The sequence below is a fragment of the Streptomyces torulosus genome (genome assembly GCF_001419765.1).
GTDB lineage: Bacteria > Actinomycetota > Actinomycetes > Streptomycetales > Streptomycetaceae > Streptomyces > Streptomyces torulosus.
Map to the genome: position 1 here is coordinate 1 of NZ_LIRK01000189.1, position 22030 is coordinate 22030.

Annotated in this window: 17 protein-coding genes and 1 pseudogene; 8 read left to right on the forward strand and 10 right to left on the reverse strand. The window is 72.4% G+C overall.

What is annotated here, in order from left to right; all coding sequences use genetic code 11:
• Positions 1–4 precede the first annotated feature (4 nt).
• Positions 5–1629 (forward strand): annotated as a pseudogene (locus AOK23_RS13715) (IS200/IS605 family accessory protein TnpB-related protein).
• An 8-nt stretch (positions 1630–1637) separates the two neighbouring features.
• On the opposite strand, the gene AOK23_RS13720 reads toward AOK23_RS13715, so the two are convergent.
• The 5 genes from AOK23_RS13720 to AOK23_RS13740 all read right to left on the reverse strand — a co-directional run bounded on the left by AOK23_RS13720 (position 1638) and on the right by AOK23_RS13740 (position 5894).
• A complete protein-coding gene (locus AOK23_RS13720) occupies positions 1638–2219 on the reverse strand; it encodes an Rv1733c family protein (protein WP_055712992.1) in 582 nt (193 codons plus the stop codon).
• A 395-nt stretch (positions 2220–2614) separates the two neighbouring features.
• Positions 2615–3208, reverse strand: a complete 594-nt coding sequence (locus tag AOK23_RS13725; protein ID WP_055712993.1) for a universal stress protein — start codon at positions 3206–3208, stop codon at positions 2615–2617.
• A gap of 101 nt (positions 3209–3309) precedes the next feature.
• A complete protein-coding gene (locus AOK23_RS13730; protein ID WP_240496378.1) occupies positions 3310–3618 on the reverse strand; it encodes a hypothetical protein in 309 nt (102 codons plus the stop codon).
• A gap of 210 nt (positions 3619–3828) precedes the next feature.
• Positions 3829–4722, reverse strand: coding sequence for a universal stress protein (locus AOK23_RS13735; RefSeq protein ID WP_055712995.1), 894 nt, complete (start codon positions 4720–4722; stop codon positions 3829–3831).
• A 161-nt stretch (positions 4723–4883) separates the two neighbouring features.
• Complete coding sequence (locus AOK23_RS13740; protein WP_240496379.1) at positions 4884–5894, reverse strand: Acg family FMN-binding oxidoreductase; 1011 nt, start codon at positions 5892–5894, stop codon at positions 4884–4886.
• Between the two features lie 696 nt (positions 5895–6590).
• On the opposite strand from AOK23_RS13740, the gene AOK23_RS13750 reads away from it, so the two are divergent.
• Positions 6591–7499: a universal stress protein gene (locus AOK23_RS13750; RefSeq protein ID WP_055712997.1), complete on the forward strand. Its 909-nt coding sequence runs from the start codon at positions 6591–6593 to the stop codon at positions 7497–7499.
• 95 nt (positions 7500–7594) lie between these two features.
• Complete coding sequence (locus AOK23_RS13755; protein ID WP_055712998.1) at positions 7595–8404, forward strand: universal stress protein; 810 nt, start codon at positions 7595–7597, stop codon at positions 8402–8404.
• 52 nt (positions 8405–8456) lie between these two features.
• Here the strand turns inward: AOK23_RS13755 and AOK23_RS13760 are convergent, their stop codons facing one another.
• Positions 8457–9161 (reverse strand): CBS domain-containing protein, encoded by a 705-nt coding sequence (locus AOK23_RS13760; RefSeq protein WP_055712999.1) that lies wholly within the window; start codon positions 9159–9161, stop codon positions 8457–8459.
• Between the two features lie 379 nt (positions 9162–9540).
• Here AOK23_RS13760 and ctaD point away from each other — a divergent pair, with 379 nt between their 5' ends.
• The gene (gene ctaD, locus AOK23_RS13765) at positions 9541–11241 is read left to right on the forward strand and encodes an aa3-type cytochrome oxidase subunit I (RefSeq protein ID WP_079049462.1); all 1701 of its coding nucleotides are present in this window, start codon (positions 9541–9543) and stop codon (positions 11239–11241) included.
• Between the two features lie 2 nt (positions 11242–11243).
• Positions 11244–11816 carry a hypothetical protein gene (locus AOK23_RS13770; RefSeq protein WP_055713000.1) on the forward strand — a complete coding sequence of 191 codons (573 nt, stop codon included), beginning with the start codon at positions 11244–11246 and terminating at the stop codon, positions 11814–11816.
• Between the two features lie 12 nt (positions 11817–11828).
• On the opposite strand, the gene AOK23_RS13775 is transcribed toward AOK23_RS13770, so the two are convergent.
• Both AOK23_RS13775 and AOK23_RS13780 read right to left on the reverse strand, forming a co-directional pair.
• A complete protein-coding gene (locus AOK23_RS13775) occupies positions 11829–13403 on the reverse strand; it encodes an oleate hydratase (protein ID WP_055713001.1) in 1575 nt (524 codons plus the stop codon).
• Positions 13404–13609: 206 nt separating this feature from the next.
• Positions 13610–14347 carry a phosphotransferase gene (locus AOK23_RS13780; RefSeq protein ID WP_055713002.1) on the reverse strand — a complete coding sequence of 246 codons (738 nt, stop codon included), beginning with the start codon at positions 14345–14347 and terminating at the stop codon, positions 13610–13612.
• Between the two features lie 226 nt (positions 14348–14573).
• Here AOK23_RS13780 and AOK23_RS13785 point away from each other — a divergent pair, with 226 nt between their 5' ends.
• From AOK23_RS13785 to pflA, 3 genes are all read left to right on the forward strand, one after another.
• Positions 14574–15203, forward strand: a complete 630-nt coding sequence (locus tag AOK23_RS13785) for a DoxX family membrane protein (RefSeq protein WP_055713022.1) — start codon at positions 14574–14576, stop codon at positions 15201–15203.
• A 264-nt stretch (positions 15204–15467) separates the two neighbouring features.
• A complete protein-coding gene (gene pflB / locus AOK23_RS13790) occupies positions 15468–17729 on the forward strand; it encodes a formate C-acetyltransferase (protein ID WP_055713003.1) in 2262 nt (753 codons plus the stop codon).
• Positions 17726–18472 (forward strand): pyruvate formate-lyase-activating protein, encoded by a 747-nt coding sequence (pflA, locus tag AOK23_RS13795; RefSeq protein ID WP_206336198.1) that lies wholly within the window; start codon positions 17726–17728, stop codon positions 18470–18472. Before pflB ends, pflA begins: the two co-directional genes overlap by 4 nt.
• 122 nt (positions 18473–18594) lie before the next feature.
• Here the strand turns inward: pflA and AOK23_RS13800 are convergent, their stop codons facing one another.
• Both AOK23_RS13800 and ppdK read right to left on the reverse strand, forming a co-directional pair.
• Positions 18595–19305, reverse strand: coding sequence for a CBS domain-containing protein (locus tag AOK23_RS13800; protein WP_055713004.1), 711 nt, complete (start codon positions 19303–19305; stop codon positions 18595–18597).
• 16 nt (positions 19306–19321) lie between these two features.
• Positions 19322–22015, reverse strand: coding sequence for a pyruvate, phosphate dikinase (gene ppdK, locus AOK23_RS13805; RefSeq protein ID WP_055713005.1), 2694 nt, complete (start codon positions 22013–22015; stop codon positions 19322–19324).
• Positions 22016–22030 lie beyond the last annotated feature (15 nt).

Here is a 22030-nt window from a genome sequence, read left to right on the forward strand (position 1 = left end):
GGGGATGGGTGGGCTGCGGGAGTTGGCGGCGCCGTTCGTCGCCGTCGGCCCGTCGGGTGTGGCGGTCCGTGACCGGCTCAAGCAGCTGACCGCCGAGGACGAGCGCGTTCTTCGTCTGGTGGGGGATCATCTGGGCGCGCTGGCCTCCCGGGATCTGAAGGTCCGGTGTGCGGGCTGGACCACGACGCCGAGGGGTGGGCTGCGCGTAAGCGGTCTGTGACGGGGGTGTCGTCCTCCCGTTGGGCCGGGTCGATCACGAAGGCCACGCATGATCAGTGGGGGCTGGCCCGGCGGAGTCAGCTCGCGCACATCCAGAGCCTGGAAGCGGGTGTGCGGATGATCGCGCACCGGTTGTCGCTGCCGGTGGGCGAGAAAGGCAGCGGGCGGGTTCCGGGGGGTTATGCCAGCAGGCGGGAGTGGCATGCGAAGGCGCGCCGTCTGCATGTGCTCACCGACCGGCTCCAGGCAGTCCGGGCGGACTGGGAGACCGGGCGGGTGCGTGTGGTGCGGGGCGGAAAAGGGTTGCTGAACACCCGCCACCACCTGAAGGCCGCCCAACTCACCGAGAAGCAGTGGCGCACCCGCTGGCAGGCCGAGCGCCGCTTCCTCCAGGCCGACGGCGAGTCCGGCAAGCGGTTCGGCAACGAGACCATCCGCGTCACCCCCGACGGCGAGATCTCCCTCAAACTCCCCGCCCCGCTGGCGTATCTGGCGAACGCCCCGCACGGCCGGTACGTGCTCACCGCGAGGGTGGCCTTCGCGCACCGGGGTGAGCAGTGGGCCGACCGCATCCATGCCAACCGGGCCGTGGCCTACCGCATCCACGAAGACACCGCACGCGGCCGCTGGTACCTCACCGCCTCCTGGACCAACCCTGCGACCAAGACCGTGCCGCTGGCCTCGGTCCGCGCGGGCGGCCTGGCGGGGGTCGACACCAACGCCGACCACCTGGCCGCCTGGCGCCTGGACACCCACGGCAACCCCATCGGCGCACCCAGACGGTTCGGCTACGACCTCTCGGGCAGCGCCGCCCACCGCGACGCCCAAGTCCGGCACGCCCTGATCGGCCTGCTGCACTGGGCCCGCCGCCACCACCTCGCCCTCGCCATCGAGGACCTCGACTTCACCGCAGAGACGACCCGCGAGAAACACGGCCGCCGCAAGAAGTTCCGCAAGCTCATCTCCGGTATGCCCGTGGCCAGGCTGCGGGCCCGGCTGGTGTCGATGGCCGCCGAACTCGGCATCACCGTCGTCGCCGTCGACCCCGCCTACACCAGCCGCTGGGGCACCCAGCACTGGCAACAACCCCTCACCACCGCGAACAGGAAGACCACCCGCCACGACGCGGCAGCCGTGGCGATCGGAAGGCGCGCCCTGGGACACCCGGTCCGGCGACGGACGGCACCGCCCCCACACGACCGGAGTGATCGTGCGGGGCATCGGACCGTCCAGGCCCCACCAGGCGTCCCGGGGCGTGAGGGACCCCGCCCCCGCGTTCCCGGACCACGGACACGATCCCTGCGCGCCGGACGCGGAGCGAAAGCGGGCGACCAGGACACCCAACACCGTTCGGGGCGTCCGGCTGAGCATGAGTTCTGGCAACAGGACTCACTCCCGCTCAGTATTTAGGAACGGTGTCAGCTCGTCCTGTGGCCCCATTGCGGGCCGACCAGGGTCCATTCCCTGCCCCACTGCTCGACACGGCGCCGGTCGAGCCACCACCGTCCGGCACGGCCGACGCCGTACGTCAGGCCGCTCAGGGCGAGCGCCGCGGCCGTGCCGAGCGCGCCGGCCTCGACCGCCGCTTCGTTCGGGGTGGGCGGCTCACTGGTCAGGGAGCCCGTCCCGTCGGTCCAGACCGTGACCCGGGTGCCGGCCTTCCGGCCGGCCTCCACCAGCGTCGTTCCGGTACGCGGGGTGCCGTCCGGAGCGGTCCAGCGGACCTCCGCCGAGGAACGATCGCCCGTGCTGAACGGACCCGAACTCGGCACGGGGACGCCGGAGAGGAGTACGGCTGGGAGCGAACGCCGCTCGGCGCGCTGGTCGGCGAAGACCTCCTGCGCCGCCCGCGCGGTCAGGAAGCCGGCCAGGGTGCCTCCGATCACCATGACCGTCCAGACGGCGAGTACGACCCACGCCTCCAGTACGTCCTCGTGGCGCCGCAGCGGATTGCTCCGCCATCGCCACAGAGTTTTCTTTCCCCGCCTGCCACCGGCCATTGGTCCGCACCTCCTCCTCGTCGTCCCTGTGGAAGGTGCCAGTCGGAACACCGCCGTCACATGGGCCGTTCAGGTTCCGTCGTCAGGGCCGACCGGTACCGACTCACCGCCCGGCGAGGGCCTTCAGTCCTGGGCAAGGCGTGCGGCGCGCGGGCGGGGCGCTTCGGGTCGAGTGCGGTTGGCGACCGCTGTACGGGTGACACCCTGCGGTCGGTCGGCGGCACGGGAGCCGGGGTGCGGGACGGGAAGGGCCCCACCCGCTTCTCGCGGATCCTGATTGCGCGGTGCGCGACCTCGCGGGCCGCTTCTCCGCGTCTCTCCTACGGGGCCCTTCCCATCGGTTTCAGGACAACACGAGGACGGCGAACGCGCCAGGGCCGAACGCCCCCGACTTGTCACCCCCGCACGGGAGCCGTGACCCGTGCCACGAGAGCGCGGACGTCGTACCCGTCCTGACCATCGCCCGCATCCCCCAGGAGCGGCCCTCCCCTGGACGTTGCCGGGGACGGCTCCGGGGCGGGCACCGCGACCACCGGAACCGTCGCGTGGAGCAGGCACTCCCGGCCGACCGGCCCGATCGGGGGCAGCCCGAACGCGCCATGGGCCCGGCGTCCCAGAACGAGCAGATGCGCGCCGCGGGCGTGTCGCAGAAGCACCCGAACGGGTGGCCCCTGCGTCACGACGGCGTGGACGTCAGCGGCGGGGACGTCACCGTCGATCCGGGGGCCGAGGGCCTCTCGCAGCGTGTCGGCGAGCAATCCCGCGGCTCTCACCCGCTGTTCGGTGACCGTCGGGCGAGCAGACGGGGGAGCGTACGGGGCGAGCATGGGCCCGGTCGGCTCCCAGGCGTGCACGGCGACGATCTTCGCGTGGACGGCTCGGGCCTCCCGGACCGCCCAGCGCAGCGCGGACACCGACGCCTCGGAGCCGTCGACGCCCACGACGATGGCGTTCTCGGCGGGGACGTTCTCGACGGTTGCTTCCGGCATGGCGGCCTCCCTCAACGGCCTCTGGACCCACCATGCGGTGCCGCGGGGAGACGGCGCTCGGGCCGAGGGGGCTCGTCCTGTCGGCCGAACGGCCCCCCGGTTCACGCTCGGGCGGCTCCGGCTCCGGCTCCGGCGGTAGCTGCGGCAGCTCCGACACCGGTTCCGGCGGCGGACTCGGCCCGGGCGGCCTGGGCGAGTAGCCGGTGAGCCAGTTCGCGGGCCTCCTCGGCCGTCAGCGCGGCCCAGACACCGGGTTCGTCACCCTGGTCCGGCCCCACGCGCAAGGTCACCCGGGTGATCGGCCGGGCCGCCGTCAGCGTCAGGCATTTCACCGTGATCCTGCGCCCGCAGGAGGTCACCAACGGGGGCTGGTCGCCCGGTGAATGCCGCTCCTGCCCTGGAGCCGTCATGGGTCTCACACCTTCCTCCGAGCCGCGATGGGGACCCCTTCCGCGCGGACTTCGCCGTGAAGGTCGCGATACCGGCCGGGGTATCCGGAACAGCGCCCCGCGGACGTGTCTTGTTCCCGCGCGGGGCCGTGAGTTCGGTCGCCGCCGCGCCTCTCGTGCGGACTGCCGTCAGCGTGAACGGTCACGCGGTCGCGGTTCAGCGGTCGCGGTTCAGTCGTGCGGGACGATCGCCACGGGGCAGGGCACGTGGTGCAGTGCCGCGTGGGCGACCGGGCCGAGTCTCCAGGGACCGGGCCGGTACCGGGGACGCCCCACGACGAGGAGGCGACCGGTGACCGCGGCCGTCAGCAGCGCCTGGGAGGGATGGCCCGTGATGACCTGCTCCTCGACGGGTGTGTCGGGGAACTTCTCCCGCCAGGGCGTCAGCGCGGCGGTCAGCCGTACGCGTTCCTCCGCCTCGAGAGGGCCGACCGGCTCGGTGACGAGCTTCCCGTGCGGGTGGGCCGCCAGGGAGGCCGGCAGGGGCAGGACCCGTACGACACGGACGGGTGTTCCCCGCGACGTGGCCTCGCCGAAGGCGAAGTCGAGCAGCGCGTCGGCGCCCGGCCCGGGCTCCTGGACGCCCACCACGACTGCGTCCCGGTCCGCCGCCGCGGGCCCGCCCCGGCTGTCGTCGGCCGAGGGATCGCCGGCCCGTACCGTGACGGCCGGGCACCGGGTCCGGCCCAGCACGTGCAGGCTGATGGAGCCCAGCAGGAAGCTCGCCAGGGAACCGTGGCCGCGGGAACCGACCACGAGCAGGGCCGCGTCGGCGCTCCGGTCCACCAGCTCATCGGCGGCGGGGGCCTCCACCAGCTCCGTCGACAGGTCGAGGTCCCCGTAGCGGTGCAGCACCTCCGCCTCGGCCCGTCGCAGCACGTCCTGACCGTACTGCTGCTTGCTGCGGGCCTCTTGCGGAAGGGCCGGCACATCGAGCGGCTGCGTGGTCCACGAGTGGAGCAGCACGATCGGCAGGTGCCGGGCGGCGGCCTCGCGAGCGGCCCACCAGACGGTGGTCATACCGGCGGGGGAGCCGTTGAAACCCACGGTGACAGAGCCGGTCATGGCCCACCTCCGCTGTCGGCGTGCCGGCCGTCGCGTCGTCACGCGTCCGCCCCCACTTTCCGTCCCCTCCATTCTCTCCCTGGCGGGGGCGCGGGGGTCCAGGGGCCGGACGGCACCGCGCCCCGGGCCGTCCGGCTCTGCGCGGGGGGGCCGCCAGTCAGTCAGGACGCGAACAACACGTCCGCGTCCAGCGCCTGCCGGGCCGGGCGGCGCGGTGACGGCGGACCTTCCGGGCCGTGGCCCAACCGGATCACCATCTGCGCGTGGGCCCGCAGGGCCTCCGCCGAGGGCACGACCCGCTCCCGCAGATCGGGCCACTCCAGCGCCTGGTGCAGGAGCGACGCCCGCAGCCCATGGGCCGTGGCCACCAGCAGGACACGTTGGAGTGCCTGTCCGGCGCGCAGCCAGTCCGACCTGCGGTCGTGCGCGGTGGACAGTACGGCGATCGACGGCCGCTTCTCGAAGGGACGCGTGGCCGGCACGGACGGACGCCGGTGCGCGCCGAAGTCCCGGAGGGGCATCCGCTCCCAGAAGTCCTGCGGTCCGATCGCCGCCGGAGGTATGCCGAGAGCGGCCGCGTTCGGCTCGTGCACCCAACGGCGGCTGTCCGCCGCCCGGTCGGGGTCGGCCGTGTTGCGGCGCTCGGCGTCACGGAACAGCCGCAGCACCCGCTCCGTCCCACCAGGGCCGGGGAGGCTCAGCAGGGCGCCCTCACTGTGCGCGGCCTCGACGAGTTCCGCTGCCACCGCGCCGGGCAGCGGTGCTTCGGAGAACGGGAACCGACTGCTGTGCCGGCGCCACAGCGCCTCGTACAGCCGGGGAACGGCCGCGTTCCGCACCGGCCCGCCGAGCCGTACGGTGGCCAGCAGATCCGGTTCGTCGGGCCGGGGCAGCAGCCGGGTCACCGGTTCCCGACCGAAGTGGGCGACCGCCAGCCGGAGATTGAGGAGGGCACAGCCCACGGAGAGGTGCAGGGCACGGCCCATGGGGTCGAGGTGCCGGAGCCCGCGGTCCGCCACGGCCCGGACCTCCAGCGTCACCGTGTCCGGGTCGAACCGGAAACGCCAGGGCTGGGTGTTGTGGATCGAGGGAGCGGCCACGGCCGCCGACACCATCGTCTCCAGTGTCGGGAGAGCGGCAGCTGCGGACCACATCGGGGCTGCGGACCACATCGGGAACTCCTTCCCGCCCCGCGCCGCGGAGCCGGTGGGCCTGGGTGGTTGACCCTGCCCACAGTGGTGGCGCCGCGCCGGACGCAGTAGGGGACGTACGGCTCCGCGGCCGGGCCGCACGGCCCCCGACGGGAGCCCTTCGGCACCCTGCGCCGTGGCTCGCCGGGCGGTTGCATGGAGGAGAGGGATCAGGACCCGGAAGGGGCACGCAGCATGCTCACGACGACATCGGCATCGAGACTGCGATCGGCATCGACCCTGCCCCCGGTGTCGACACCGCGATCGGCGTCGGCACCGGGGGCGAGAACGAGCTCGCTCGTTCGCAAGCGGTACGCCGTCCTGTTGGCGGGCTCCGCCGTGGTGGCGTTCGCCCTGCGGGCCGTGCGCGACGCGCTGGCACTCCGTGCGCTGCGCCGCCGCACGAACCGTCGGTCGTCGGTGACGCCGACGATGCCGGTCGCGCCGACGGGCCCGCCGACGACCGTGCCCCCGCTCTCACCGACGAGCTCGCCGACGGACGTGGCCGCCCGTCGCCCCCGCCCGGCTCTCGTGTCTCGCTGAGCCGTCCGGCCCGTGACGCGGCGGGAGTTGGGGCCCAAGGGCCCTGGGGAAGGACTTGCGGCCCCCTGCGCACCACCGTGTCCCTCCCCGATGCTCGGCTCAGGCCATCCGGCCGGGACACAGGAGGTGCGCACCATGGTTCGGCACGTGATCGCGGGAGTCGACGGATCGACCGAGAGTCTCGCCGCCGCCCACTGGGCGGCCAGGGAAGCGCTGCGCAGGGGGATGGAGCTGCGGCTCGTGCACGCCTGGGAGTGGCATCCGCGTCCGCCGGCCTCCGTCCCCGTCGGCACCGGTCAGCGCGCGTGGGCCGAACAGATTCTGGACGAGGTGGCCCGCAGCGTCAGGGCCGCGCACCCCGGCCTCGGGATCGAGGTCCGGCTCGTGCGGGAGGCCCCGGTCGCCGCTCTGCTCGACGCCACCGACGAGGCGGAACCTCTGGTCCTCGGGTCCCGTGGACTGAGCGGTCTCGCCGGGTTCGTCGTCGGCTCGGTCTCCCAGCGGGTCGTGGCGCGGTCGACGTGCCCCGTGGTGCTCGTCCGGTCCGGGGAGAGCGCCGCCGGTGAACATCTCCCGGCCCCGGACGGGGTGTCGCCGGACGAGATACCCGAACTCCCGTACAGGGACGTGGTCCTCGGGCTCGACGTCTCCCACCCCTGCGACGAACTGATCGAGTTCGCGTTCGTCGCGGCCCGGCGCCGCGGCACCGGGCTCCGCGTGATCCACGCCTACCGGGTCCCGGCGGCGTACGCCGTCGACGACGTTCGCGGCCCGGTCCCGGCAACCGAACTGCTCGCGGAACGGGAACGCGCCGTGGTCGCGGCACTGCGCCCGTGGTGCGCGAAGTTCCCCGAGGTCACCGTGGCCGAGACGGTCGTCGAGGGGCGGGCCGCCGGCGCGCTCGTGGACGCGTCGCCCGACGCCTCGCTGGTCGTCGTCGGACGCCGGATCCGGGACGCCCGGCCCGGCCCGCACACCGGGCCCGTCACCCACGCGGTCCTGCACCACGTCGGCTGCCCGGTGGCCGTCGTACCGCACACCTGAGCCCAGCACGCCCGAGAGCCCCGAACGCCTGGCCGCAGCCCGGCAGCCGTGCCGCACTCCGGCAGCCTTCCCGCACCCCGACAGGAGGAACCACCATGAGGACCCGTCACGTGACCGTCGGCGTGGACGGCACGATCACCGCCGTACGCGCCCTCGACCGCGCCGCGGACGAGGCAGCCCTGCGCGGCGTCGGTCTGGAGATCGTCCACGCCGTACCGGACCTCGACGAGGCCGGGCCTGTGCTCGCGTCCGCCGCCTCACGCGTGCGTGCCCGTCGACCCGGCACGGCCGTCACCACCGTCCCGGTCCTGGGGCACTCGGCCGGCGTCCTCGCGGAACGGGGGCGGCATGCGGCACTCACCGTCGTCGGCTGCCGGGACCTCGGCGGGATCCTCGGCGCGGTGGTCGGCTCGGTGAGCGCGCGCCTGGCCGCGCACGCGCCGGGACCGCTGCTCGTCGTACGCGGCGACTCACCGATGAACAACCACGACGAGATCATCCTCGCCCTCGACGACGCCACCGACGCGGGTACGGCGGCCTACGCCTTCCAGGAGGCCGAACTGCGCCGCGCCCGTCTGCGGATCCCCCCGTTCACCACGCACCACCCCGTGCTCCCCGTGGCGTCCCACCGGGCCAACGGGCGCTCGACCGCGCGCCCCGCGTTGGTCGCCGCACTGGCGGACCTGGGCGAACGGCACCCGACCGTACGCGCGGACGCTCCCGGGCCGGGCTCCGCCCCGGTACGGGCCCTGGTGGACGCCACCCGCACCGCCGACCTGGTCGTGGTCGCGGCCGGTACCGCGACGCACGGCCCAGGCCGCCATCTCGGTTCCGTGGCCCGGGAACTGCTGCACCGCTCCCACTGCCCGGTGCTGATCGTGCCCGCCGGGCAGGAAACGGCATAGGGAAAGGGGAAGCCGGGGGGCCGGGTCACCGCCCGGCCCCCCGGCTCCCGGATCACGTCGCCAGCGGGGAGCGGCGCGACATCCCCAGGTCCGACGGATTCGTAGAGGTGTCGTCGATCCGGTGGTTCAGCTCGGCGGAGACGTCGACGACGCCGTCCACGCCCCGGCACAGCCGCTCCACCACGGGGACCATCGACTTGCGCTCGACGGTGCCCCGCAGCGCGACCCGCCCGTCGACCACCCGCACGGTGATCGTGTCGGGCGCGAGGCCCAGGGTCCGTACCAGAACCTCCCCGGCGATCTCCTCCCGGATGGCTGCGTCGCCGCGCAGGAAGACGCGTAGCAGGTCCGCGCGGCTGATCAGCCCCACGAGTCGTCCCGCCTCGTCGACCACCGGCAGTCGTTTGACGTGGTGGCGCTCCATGACCTGGGCGGCCTCCACCACCGTCCACTGCGGCCGGGCGGTCACGACGGGACTGTTCATCAGCCCCTCGGCCGTGGACGCCTCGGCTTTCGCCCCTGCCGCGTCCCGTGGCCGCAGCACCGGCAGCAGCCCGGCCGGATCGAGTTGGGCGGCCTCCTTGCGCAGGAGGTCCGCCTCGGAGACGACGCCGACGGGACGGTCGTCGTCGTCCACGACCGGGACGGCCGTGATGTCGTACTCGGCGAGCAGCTTGGCGATCTCCTTGAAGCCGGTGTCCCGCCGCACCCCTACGACGCGTGTGGTCATGAGGTCACTCACCATCCGGTGCCGCATGCCTCTCGCCTCCTGACGATGCTCGCGCTGATCTTCCTCTCTCTCACTGTCCGCCGCCGCCGGGCCCGCCCCAAGGGCCGTTCGGCCCCCGTACAAGGCCCGATCAGCCCGTATGGCCCACAGGCGGGTGTGTGTCCCGACAGCGGTTCCCCGGAGCCAGGGCCCGCGGCCGACCTGTACCCGGGCAGTATCCGGCCCGCAGTCGACAGGGACCGTTCGACCCCATCGCGGGACGACGTGGGGACCGTTCGACCCTATCGGGGCGGGGGGCCGGTCCGACGATCATGTGGCGGCGCCGGGATGCGCCGCGTCTCCCATGGGTACGCGCGGGCGCTTCCCGGCCCTTGAGCACATGAGCAGATGGGGAGGACGCCGTCCGATGGACGAGGCGCAGCTGGACCAGGAGAAGCACACGGCGGGGGCGCGTTCGCGTCCCCCGGTCCGTGAGGAGGCCGGGGCGGCCGTCCCGGCGGAGGGGCGGTCGACGTGGGTCGACTGGCTGACGACCACCGATCACAAGAAGATCGGGACGATGTACCTGGTCACCGCGTTCGCGTTCTTCGTCGTCGGCGGCGTGATGGCCCTGATGATGCGGGCCGAACTCGCCCGCCCCGGCCTGCAGATCTTGTCGAGCGAGCAGTTCAACCAGGCGTTCACCATGCACGGCTCGATCATGCTGCTGATGTTCGCCATGCCGCTGTTCACCGGCTTCGCCAACTGGATCATGCCTTTGCAGATAGGCGCCCCGGACGTCGCCTTCCCACGGCTGAACATGCTCGCCTACTGGCTGTTCCTGTTCGGCTCGTCGATCGCCGCGTTCGGCTTCCTGACCCCGGGCGGCGCCGCCGACTTCGGCTGGTTCCTGTACGCCCCACTGTCCGACGCCGTCCACTCGCCGGGGCTCGGCGCCGACATGTGGATCATGGGCGTGGCCCTCTCGGGCTTCGGCTCGATCCTGGGCGCGGTCAACTTCATCACCACGATCATCTGCATGCGCGCACCGGGCATGACCATGTTCCGGATGCCGATCTTCACCTGGAACGTGCTGCTGACCGCGCTGCTGATCCTGCTGGTGTTCCCGGTGCTGGCCGCGGCACTGTTCGCACTGGAGTGCGACCGCAAGTTCGGCAGCCACGTCTTCGACGCGGCCAACGGCGGAGCACTGCTCTGGCAGCACCTCTTCTGGTTCTTCGGCCACCCGGAGGTGTACATCCTCGCGCTGCCGTTCTTCGGCATCGTCTCCGAGGTCATCCCGGTCTTCTCCCGCAAGCCGATGTTCGGCTACATGGGCCTGATCGGCGCCACCATCGCCATCGCCGGCCTGAGCGTGACGGTGTGGGCGCACCACATGTATGTGACGGGCGGAGTGCTGCTGCCGTTCTTCTCCTTCATGACGTTCCTGATCGCGGTGCCGACCGGCGTGAAGTTCTTCAACTGGATCGGCACGATGTGGAAGGGCAGCCTCTCCTTCGAGACGCCGATGCTGTGGACCACCGGCTTCCTCATCACGTTCGTCTTCGGCGGTCTGACCGGGGTGATCCTCGCGTCACCGCCGATGGACTTCCACCTGTCCGACTCGTACTTCGTGGTGGCCCACTTCCACTACACGGTGTTCGGCACGGTCGTGTACGCGATGTTCGCGGGATTCCACTTCTGGTGGCCCAAGTTCACCGGCAGGATGCTCGACGAACGCCTCGGCAAGATCACGTTCTGGACGCTCACCGTGGGCTTCCACCTCACCTTCCTCGTCCAGCACTGGCTCGGCGCCGAGGGCATGCCCCGCCGGTACGCCGACTACCTCGCCGCGGACGGCTTCACCGCCCTCAACTCCCTGTCCACGATCGGCTCGTTCCTCCTGGGCCTGTCGATCCTGCCGTTCTTCTACAACGTCTGGAAGACCGCGAAGTACGGCAGGAAGGTCGACGTCGACGACCCCTGGGGCTACGGCCGTTCCCTGGAGTGGGCCACGTCCTGCCCCCCGCCGCGCCACAACTTCACCTCGCTGCCACGGATCCGCTCCGAGTCGCCGGCGTTCGACCTGCACCACCCGGAGATCGCCGCGATCGAGAGGGCGGCCTGAACGTGACGCACCCCGTCCCGGCCCTTGGCGTCGCACTGGTGGCCGCTGCCGGCTGCGTGTGGTGGCTGCCGGCCCTCGCGACGGTGCGCGCGGGGGCCGACCGTCCGGACTCCCTGCGCGGTACGTCGGCGGCCTGCCTGAGCGGCTGGGCGACGGTCGCGGGTATGGCCGTGCTGCTTCTCGTGGCCGACCCGTGGTGGGTGCCCGGTGCCGTGGCCGCGGCGGGCACCGCCACCACAGCGGGCCTGCGGATCCGCGCGGCCGTACGGCGCCGGAGCGAGGCACGGGAGGCCCTGGCGACCCAGCTGCGTGACGTCGGCAGGGCCGATCCGCGCTCCTGGCTCACGTCACGGGCGCGGATGTACCGCGCCCGGAACCGTTTCGTCACCGTCCTCGGAGTCGGCCTGGGTGCCGCGGTGGCCTCCGCGCTCCTGCCAGTGGCCGTCGGCCCCGGACACGGCGGGACCGGCGCGACCGTCGCGGTGCCCGTCCTGCTGACGGCGCTGTTCCTCGCCGTGGCGGTCGGCCGGGCCCGAGTGGCCCGCCGGTCCTCAGGGAGCCGTCCGGGGCGGTGACGGCGCTCCGGGTCACCGCCGGTGCACGGTCTCCAGCGCGGCGACCAGTACCTGCGGGTCGTGGTGTCCCTTGTAGACGGCGGGCGGCTGCCGGTCGAGGCCGAGGAGCCGGGCCACGGCGGTCCACGCGGTCCGTACGGAGTACTCGACGGTGAACGTCGCGTCGGCGGGGACCTCGGCGAACTGCCCGATGAACGCGAGGTTGACCGACCCCCTGGGCACCACCTCCGGCCGGTCGTCGCGCCGCCGGGCCAGGAACTGGCTGGTGGCGTACGGCATCAGGCAGGGCACGACCGTCGAGGTCGCCAGGACACGGGCCGCCACCGCCCCGTCGAGGCGCAGATGGTGCAGGACCTCTTCGAGGATCTCCCGCCCGGAGCACATCGTCATCGGCTTCGGCGTCCGGTTGCCGGCCCGGCCGGGGTGGAGGGCGTACCCCCACCACACGCCGACACCCTCGGGCTGGTCGGGGTGGACCGGCCGGCCGTCCGCGACGATCGTGAGCAGCCACTCGGAGCCGGTGAACGTCATCGGCCCGCCGTGTCCGGCCCCGTGCCCGCCGAATTGCGCCAGTGCGTCCAGGAACACGCCCGGATCCTCGGTGGTCACGGTGAACGACTCCACGCGAGACTCCTGGACACGCTTGTCGAACGCGTCCGGATTGCCGAAGTCGTCGCGTCCGCGGGCCAGCCGGTGCCAGAGCAGCCAGGCGTCGGAACGGGGGCGCGGCGGGCGCGGCGGTGACGTGTGCGAGCCGACGCTGAGGGCGTCGGCCATGGAGCCGTTGGTCACGAGGACCAGATCGTCGGGCGCCACGGCGATCTTCTCGTCCCGTCCCAGTCGGGACAGGGAGAGGGCCGCGACCGTGATGCCCCGGTGCCCGGGCCCGAATTCGAGGTCGACGACCCGGCACCCGGTGTGGACGGTCACCCCGCGGTCGAGCAGCCACGCCGTCAGGGGCCGTACGACGGAGTCGTACGGGTTGTAGCGGGGACGGTGCACGCCCGACAGGGTCGCGAACTCCGGGAGCAGGTGGAGGAAGCGCTTGAGGTGGCGGCGGAACTCGATGGCGCTGTGCCAGGGCTGCAGGGCGAACGTACTGCACCACAGGAACCAGAAGTTCGTGGTGAAGAAGTGCTCGCCGAAGCAGTCGCTGATCCGCCTGCCGTCCAGGTGTGCCTCGGGCGTCGCGAGGCAGCGGGCCAGGTCGAGGCGGTCCCGCTCGGAGAAGCCCGTCGAGCGGGTGTCGACGATCCTCCCGTCCTCGTCGACGAGACGCGCGAGGTCGTCCCAGGCGAACCGCTCGTGCTCGGCGAGGATCTCCTGCGTCACCGACACCGCGGGGTCGTCGAGGGAGGGGATGCCGGAGAGCAGGTCGTAGGTGCACCGGTACTCGGCCTCGAACATCAGCCCCCCGCGCACGGAGTAGCCGGTGTTCGCCGTGCCGTCGGCGTCGAGACCGCCGCCGATCCGCCGCTGCTCCTCGAACAGGTGGATGTCCGACCCGTCGAAGCCGCCGTCACGGATCAGGAACGCCGCCGCGGCGAGCGCCGCGATGCCGCTGCCCACCAGATATGCCTTCGCCATCACACAACTCCTCGCGCTCGCCCGCCCGTCGGGAACGGAGCACCCCCAGCTTCTCCGGCGCCGACGCCGGCCGTCATGGGGCCATTGGTCACTCGTCGGGCACCCGGCGGCACACAGGACCAACGGCCCTGGGGCCCACATCCGGTCCCGTCACGTACGCCGTGCCGTACCAGGCCCACGCCACCATGCCCGTCGGCCCCAGGCGTTCACCGCACCGAGCGTTCCAACGCGTCCCGGTGCTCGGAGACCCACTGCAGGGCCGCCTGGACCTGCCTCGCCGCCCCCGCGTCACGGAGCCGGGCCATGGCGGCGTCCCCCGCGTCGGCCTGGGCCTCGATGCCCCGCCGGCACCGGTCCTGCCACCACAGGATCGTGGCCACGAGACGATGCCGGTCCGGCAACTCGTAGCAGTCGACGATCAGCCTCATGCGCCGGCCCGCCTCCTCGACGTCAGTGACCGCGGGGCCGAGACCGAGGTACTGCCAGCAGACATGAGCGATGTCGTGGACGCGCGCGCCCGGCGCGGCGAGGTCCCAGTCGATGAACGCCGTTGGCCGAAGCTCGCCCCGGCATGGCTGGTAGACGGTGTTCTTGGGCGACAGGTCGTTGTGGCACACGACCTCCTGATCTCCGGCCAGCGGGGTGCCCGCCGTCAGGTCGTGGAACTCACGCACGAGCCGGGCGACCGCCGCAAGGCTCTCGTCCGACGACACGGCTGCGGGCTGAGGCGCCTCCCATGCCACATGGCCGTCGAGGTAGCTGAGAACTTCACGGCCCTCGCCGTCCGTCCCGAGATACCGCGGCGCACCACTCCAGCCCCTGGATTCGAGCAACTTCAGCAGATCACTCACGAACTTCGTGCGAGCCGAGGCGGGACGGCGCACCGTGTCCCCGACGCGCACGACCGTGTTGACGAAACCTCCGGGCAAGGACGACTCAGGCATCCGCCCACCTTGCCCGATCGCTGCTCCCCGTCGGTCGACCACCCCATCGCGGGGCCCCGTCCTGGAACCCGGCCCGGACCTGGCGGAGGGGACGTTCGGCCCGTGTCCCAGGCCCGTGGGGCCTCTCCGGCGGGCCTCGGCGACGCGGGACATTGAAGACGCCACGACAGACGTCCACCCTCCGCGCGTCCCTCCGCGCGTCGCACCCTCGAAAGGGATGAGCATCATGGCAGTGCACCACCACCCCCAGCGTCGCCCCGCGTTCCGCTTCCCGTCCCTGCGCCGCACCGGAACGGCCCCCGCCTCCGCCTCCGCCGACGAGACGACCACCGGGGCGACGGCGGTCGGCTCGTACGTGTTCGCAGGGCTCCGCATCCTCACCGGGTTCGTCTTCCTCTGGGCGTTCCTCGACAAGACGTTCGGCTTCGGCTACGCGACCCCGTCCGGGAAGAGCTGGATCGACGGCGGTTCACCGACCGAGGGCTTCCTCAGCCACGTCGCCGTCGGCCCGATGGAGTCCACGTTCCACGACTGGGCCGGAGCCGGCTGGGCGGACTCGCTGTTCATGCTCGGACTGCTCGGCATCGGGCTCGCCCTGATCGCGGGCATCGGCCTGCGGCTCGCCGCGGTCGCCGGCACCCTGATGATGGCCCTGATGTGGGTCGCGGAATGGCCACCGGCGAAGCACCTGTCCGACGGGTCGGCGAGCATGTCGACCAACCCCTTCGCCGACTACCACCTCGTCTACGCCGTCGTCCTCGTGGCCCTGGCCGCCGCGGGAGCCGGCGCCACCTGGGGCCTCGGCAGGGCCTGGGCACGCCTGCCCTTCGTCAGCCGCCACCGCTGGCTCCTCTGAGAAACGACCGCTGACGGACGAAGAGGTGACGGTTCGACGGACCGGGGGCGCCTCCGCCAGGACGCGGGGGCGCCCCCGGTCGTCCGCGTCGCCGACCGTCGACGGGACGTGCGCGCACCGGACTCCGACAGGGCCCATCGGCCCCCACCCGCGAGGGACCGATGGCGCGGCCCGGCTGCGCCGACAGACCCTCCCCGCCGCCCCCGTGCGGGACGAGCATCGAAGTGCAGAGATTCTGCGCGCGGAGCGAGGGAGTGACCGGCGATGACGGCAACGGTGACAGCTGGACCCGGTGTGACGACCGAGGCGTGGCGCGGCTTCGCCGGTGCCCACTGGCGCGATCGGGTCGACGTACGGGACTTCATCCAGGCCAACTACACGCCCTACGAGGGCGACGCGGCCTTCCTCGCCGGGCCGACCGAGCGGACGCTCGCCGTCTGGCACAAGGTCGCCCGGCTGTTCCCCGAGGAACGACGCCTGGGCATCCTCGACGTCGACCCCGGACTGCCCTCCACCATCACCTCGCACCGGCCCGGCTTCATCGACCGCGACCGGGAACTGATCGTCGGCCTCCAGACCGACGCCCCGCTGCGGCGGGCCATCATGCCCAACGGCGGCCTGCGGATGGTGGAGAACGGGCTGAAGGCGTACGGCTACCAGGCCGACCCCTTCGTGAAGCGTGTCTTCGGGACCTACCGCAAGACCCACAACGACGGCGTCTTCGACGCCTACACCCCCGAGATGCGGGCCACCCGCAAGGCCGGCATCATCACCGGCCTGCCCGACGCGTACGGCCGCGGCCGGATCATCGGCGACTACCGGCGCGTCGCGCTCTACGGCACCGACCGGCTGATCGAGGCCAAGCGGGCCGAGCGGACCCTGCTGGACGCGCGGCCCTCCACCCCGGAGGTCATCCGCGACCGCGAGGAACTGGCCGAGCAGATAAGGGCGTTGGGAGAACTCGCGCAGATGGCCGCCTCGTACGGCTGCGACGTCTCCCGCCCCGCCGTCACCGCGCACGAGGCGGTGCAGTGGCTGTACCTCGGTTTCCTGGCGGCGGTGAAGGAGCAGAACGGCGCCGCGATGTCGCTGGGACGCACCTCCACCTTCCTCGACGTCTACCTCCAACGGGACCTGGAGGAGGGCACGATCGACGAGACCCGCGCCCAGGAACTCATCGACGACTTCGTGATCAAGCTGCGGATCGTGCGGTTCCTGCGCACCCCCGAGTACGACGCCCTGTTCTCCGGCGACCCGACCTGGGTGACGGAGTCCATCGGCGGTATCGGCGCCGACGGCCGCCCCCTGGTCACCCGCACCTCGTTCCGCTTCCTGCAGACCCTGTACAACCTCGGCCCCGCCCCCGAACCCAACCTGACCGTCCTGTGGTCGCCGCGGCTGCCCGAGGGGTTCAAGCGGTTCTGCGCGCAGGTCTCCATCGACACCAGCGCCATCCAGTACGAGTCCGACGACCTGTTGCGCCCCCGCACCGGCGACGACACGGCGATAGCCTGCTGCGTCTCCGCGATGGCGGTGGGCCGGCAGATGCAGTTCTTCGGAGCGCGGGTCAACCTGGCCAAGGCGCTGCTGTACGCGGTCAACGGCGGCCGCGACGAGATGACCGGCGACCAGATCGCCCCCGCGACGCCCGCCCTGACCGGCGACTACCTGGACTACGAGGAACTGCGGGCGGCCTACGACCGCACCCTTGACTGGCTGGCCGAGACCTACGTCAACGCGCTCAACGTCATCCACTACATGCACGACAAGTACGCCTACGAGCGCATCGAGATGGCCCTGCACGACCACCCCGTGCACCGCTTCATGGCGTGCGGCATCGCGGGCCTCTCCGTCGCGGTGGACAGCCTCTCCGCCGTCAAGCACGCCCGCGTGAAGGTCTTCCGGGACGCGTCGGGGCTCGCTGTCGACTTCCGCACCGAGGGCGAGTTCCCCGCGTACGGCAACAACGACGACCGCGCCGACCGCATCGCCGTCGACCTCGTGGAGTCGTTCATGGCGAAGGTACGGCGCCACCCCACCTACCGGGACGCCGAGCACACCCAGTCGGTGCTGACCATCACCTCGAACGTCGTGTACGGCAAGCACACCGGCAACACCCCCGACGGCCGCCGCGCCGGAGCCCCCTTCGCGCCGGGCGCCAACCCGATGAACGGACGGGACCTGCACGGGGTGGCCGCCTCGGCCCTCTCCGTCGCCAAGCTCCCGTACGAACAGGCCCGGGACGGCATCTCGCTGACGACGACGATCACACCCGAGGGACTCGGCCACGACCCGGCCGAGCGTCCGGGCCACCTGGTCGGCATCCTCGACGCCTACACGGCCTCCGGCGGCTTCCACATGAACGTCAATGTGCTGGACCGGGCCACGCTGGAGGACGCCATGGAGCACCCGGAGAAGTACCCGGAGCTGACCGTCCGCGTCTCCGGATACGCCGTCAACTTCGTCCGCCTGACCCGCGAGCAGCAGCTCGACGTGATCAGCCGCACCTTCCACGGAGCGCTGTGAACACCACCGCCGGGCCGGTGACCGGCCGCGTCCACTCCTGGGACCTGTCCACGGGAGTGGACGGGCCCGGGACCCGGTTCGTCCTCTTCCTCAGCGGCTGCCCACTGCGCTGCCTCTACTGCGCCAACCCGGACACCTGGCACATGCGCGACGGCAAGGAGGCCACCGTCGACGAGGTGACGGCCGAGATCGAGAAGTACCGGCCCTTCGTCACCACCGCCGGCGGGGGAGTGACGCTCACGGGCGGGGAGGCCTTGCTGCAACCCGCGTTCACGGCCGGTGTCCTCCGCCGTTGCAAGGAACTCGGCCTGCACACCGCGCTCGACACCTCCGGTTTCCTCGGTGCCCGCGCCACCGACGACCTGCTCGCCGACACCGACCTCGTCCTGCTGGACGTCAAGTCCTTCGACATCCGCACCTACCGGGCGCTGACGGGCGGGAACCTCTCCCCGACCCTCAGCTTCGCCACCCGCCTGGACCGGCTCGGCGTCCCCGTGTGGATTCGCTACGTCCTCGTCCCCGGCTGGACCGACGACCCGGCTGCCGTCGACGGGCTGGGTGCCTTCCTCGCCGGGCTGGGCAACGTCGACCGGGTGGACGTCCTGCCGTTCCACAAGCTCGGCGCCCACAAGTACGAGGCGCTCGGCATCCCCTTCCCGCTGCGCGACACCCCCACCCCGGACGCGGCACTGACGGAACGGGTCCGCGAACAGTTCCGGGAACACGGCCTGCGGGCCCTGTGACCCGGACCGGAGCGCCGGCCGAGACGACACTCGGCCGGCGCTCCGTCTCACGTCCGGATCCCTGAGAGCCCGTTACGTCCGGGGCCGGGAAGGCACAGCGGCCCCCTGCGCTCCGGGCAGGATCACCGTGCCGGGCGGGCGCCCAGGGGCCGCGGATCGAAGGCACCGATGTCGTCGACCCGGAACGTCAGCTCGCTCACGACGCCGACCACCCCGTCCACCCGCCATGTGAGCCGGACGGCGACCGGGACGTCACCGCGCCGCTCCAGCCGGCCCTTCAGCTTCACCACACCGTCCCGCACCGACGCGGTGACGGCCCCCGGCGGCAGGCACAGCGCACGGGTCAGGACCTCCTCGGTCACGTCCCGGCGGATCTCCTCGTCCGTGCGCAGGAACACCCGCAGTAGATCCCGCCGGGTCGCGATGCCGATCAGCCGGTCCTCCTCGTCCACCACGGGCAACCGGTCGACACGGTGCCGCTCCATCACCCGCGCGGCGTCCGCGACACGCTGCTCCGGGTGCACCGTGACGGCCGGCGACGACATCAGGTCCCCGGCGGTCACGGCCGGGGCCATGGCCGCCGCCCGACGGCCGGAGCGGCGCAGCGCGGGCCCGAGGAACCGCCGGGCCCGGCCCCGATCCGCCTCCACCGCCGCCTGCCGGCGGATCAGATCGGTCTCGGAGATCACTCCCACGACCTTGTCGTCGTGGTCCACCACGGGCAGACCGCTGATGCGGTACCGGTCCAGCAGCCGCGCCACCTCCTTGAACGACGTGTCCCGGCGCGCCTCGACGACCTCACGGGTCATCACCTCACCGACGATGCGCGTCATGACGCACACTCCTTCCTCACCGGGTGTCGCCGCCGTCCGTCCCCGACAGCGCGGCCCGCCCGGCTTCGAGGCGGGCGACCGGCACGCGGAACGGGGAGCAGGAGACGTAGTCGAGACCGGCGGCGTGGAAGAAGTGCACGGACTCCGGGTCGCCGCCGTGCTCGCCGCAGACGCCGATCTTCAGGTCCGGTCGCACCGCGCGGCCCTCCGCCACGGCGATCTCGACCAGCCGGCCCACGCCCTCACGGTCGATCGTCTCGAACGGGGACACCGTGAAGATGCCCTTGTCGAGGTAGGCGGAGAAGAACGCCGCCTCGACGTCGTCACGGGAGAAGCCCCAGGTGGTCTGGGTCAGATCGTTGGTGCCGAAGGAGAAGAACCGCGCCTCCTCGGCGATCCTGCCCGCGGTGAGCGCGGCCCGCGGCAGCTCGATCATCGTGCCGACCGGGCACGAGAGGGCGACGCCCGACCGGTCGGCGACCTCCGCCAGGACCTGCTCCACCTCCTCACGGACGATCCGCAGCTCCTCGACGGTGTCGACGAGCGGTACCATGATCTCCGCCCGCGGGTCGCCTCCCGCCCGCAGCCGCTCCACCACCGCCTCGGCGATCGCCCGCACCTGCATCGCGACCAGCCCCGGCGCGACCAGGCCCAGGCGTACCCCGCGCAGGCCGAGCATCGGGTTTTCCTCGTGCATGCGGTTCACCGCGTCCAGCAGCTCCGCGTCGTGCGCGCTGGGCGGGCTGCCCTGCGCCTCGGCGGTCGCCAGACGGACGGCCAGCTCCGTGCGGTCGGGCAGGAACTCGTGGAGCGGCGGGTCGAGGAGCCGGATGGTCACGGGCAGCCCGTCCATCGCCTCCAGGATGCCGACGAAGTCCTGCCGCTGCAGCGGCAGCAGCGCGTCCAGCGCCTGCTCGCGCGCGGCGTCGGTCCCGGCGAGGATCATCGCCTCCACCAGCTGTCTGCGGTCGCCGAGGAACATGTGCTCGGTACGGCACAGCCCGATGCCCTCGGCACCGAACCGCCGCGCCCGCGCGGCGTCCTCGGGCGTGTCGGCGTTCGCCCGCACCCCGAGCCGCCGTACGCCGTCCGCCTGCCGCATGGCCCGGGCCACGGCGGCCACCAGCCCCGTCGGCTCCTCGTCCTGCCCGCCGGTCTCGAAGTAACGCATCACCGCGGAGTCGACCAGCGGAACCGCCCCCGGGTACACAGCGCCCTCGGACCCGTCGACGGAGATGACGGTGCCCTCCTCGACGGTGGTGCCGCCCACGGTGAAGCGGCGCCCGTGCGGATCCACCGTGATCTCCTCCGCGCCGCACACACAGACCTTGCCCATGCCGCGCGCGACCACGGCCGCGTGGCTGGTCTTGCCGCCTCGGCTGGTCAGCACGGCCTGGGCGGCGACCATGCCCGGCAGGTCGTCGGGGGTCGTCTCCTGCCGTACGAGGACGACCTTCTCCCCGGCGGCGGCCCGCCGTACCGCCTCGGCGGAGTCGAAGACGGCCGCGCCCACGGCGGCGCCCGGCGAGGCCGGGATGCCGTGCGCGAGGGCCTCACCGACGGCGGAGGTGTCGAAGCGGGGGAACATCAGCCGCGCCAGCCCGCTCCCGCCGACCCGCGTCAGCGCCTCGTCCTCGCTGATCAGACCCTCCTCGACCAGCTGGCCCGCGATGGCGAACGCCGCCTCCGCCGTCCGCTTGCCGACCCGGGTCTGCAGCATCCACAGCGTGCCGCGCTCAATGGTGAACTCGATGTCGCACAGATCCCGGTAGTGGGTCTCCAGGGTGCGCATGAGGTCCCGCAGCCGGGAGAACGACTCCGGGTCGATACGGCCCAGCTCGTCGAGCGGGACGGTGTTGCGGATGCCGGCGACGACGTCCTCGCCCTGCGCGTTGGGCAGGTAGTCGCCGTACAGGCCGGGCCGGCCGGTGGCCGGGTCGCGGGTGAAGGCGACACCGCTGCCGGAGTCGGCGCCGAGGTTGCCGAACACCATGGTCTGCACGGTGACGGCCGTGCCCAGGTCGTCGGGGATGTGCTCGCGGCGGCGGTAGAGCCGGGCGCGTTCGCCGTTCCAGGACTCGAAGACCGCGAGGACCGCCCGGCGCAGCTGCTCGGCGGGCGACTGCGGGAAGTACTCGCCGGTCCGGTCGCGGATCAGCTCCTTGTACGCCTCGACCAGCTCGGCCAGGTCGGCCGCGTCCAGCCCCAGGTCGTCGGCGGCCCCCCGCCGCTCCTTCAGCCGGGCCATGACGCCCTCGAACAGCGCGCCGTCGACCCCCATGACCGTACTGCCGAACATCTGCACGAGACGGCGGTAGGAGTCCCAGGCGAACCGCTCGTTCCCGGACACCTTGGCCAGGCCCAGCACGGACTCGTCGTTCAGTCCGACGTCGAGGATCGTCTCCATCATGCCGGGCATGGAGAAACGGGCCCCGGAGCGGACGGACAGCAGCAGCGGATCCGCGGGCTCGCCCAGCCGGCGTCCCGCCGCCCCTTCCAGGGCGGTCAGGTGCTCGGAGATCTCGCGGTCCAGACCGTCCGGTGCTGAGCCGGTGGCCAGAAAGGCCCGGCAGGCCTCGGTGGTGACGGTGAAGCCGGGCGGCACCGGCAGGCCCATCCGGGTCATCTCCGCCAGGTTGGCGCCCTTGCCACCGAGGAGACCGGCCATCTCCCGGCCGCCCTCGGCGAACTCGTACACGTAACGGACCATGGCGTCACGCTCCTT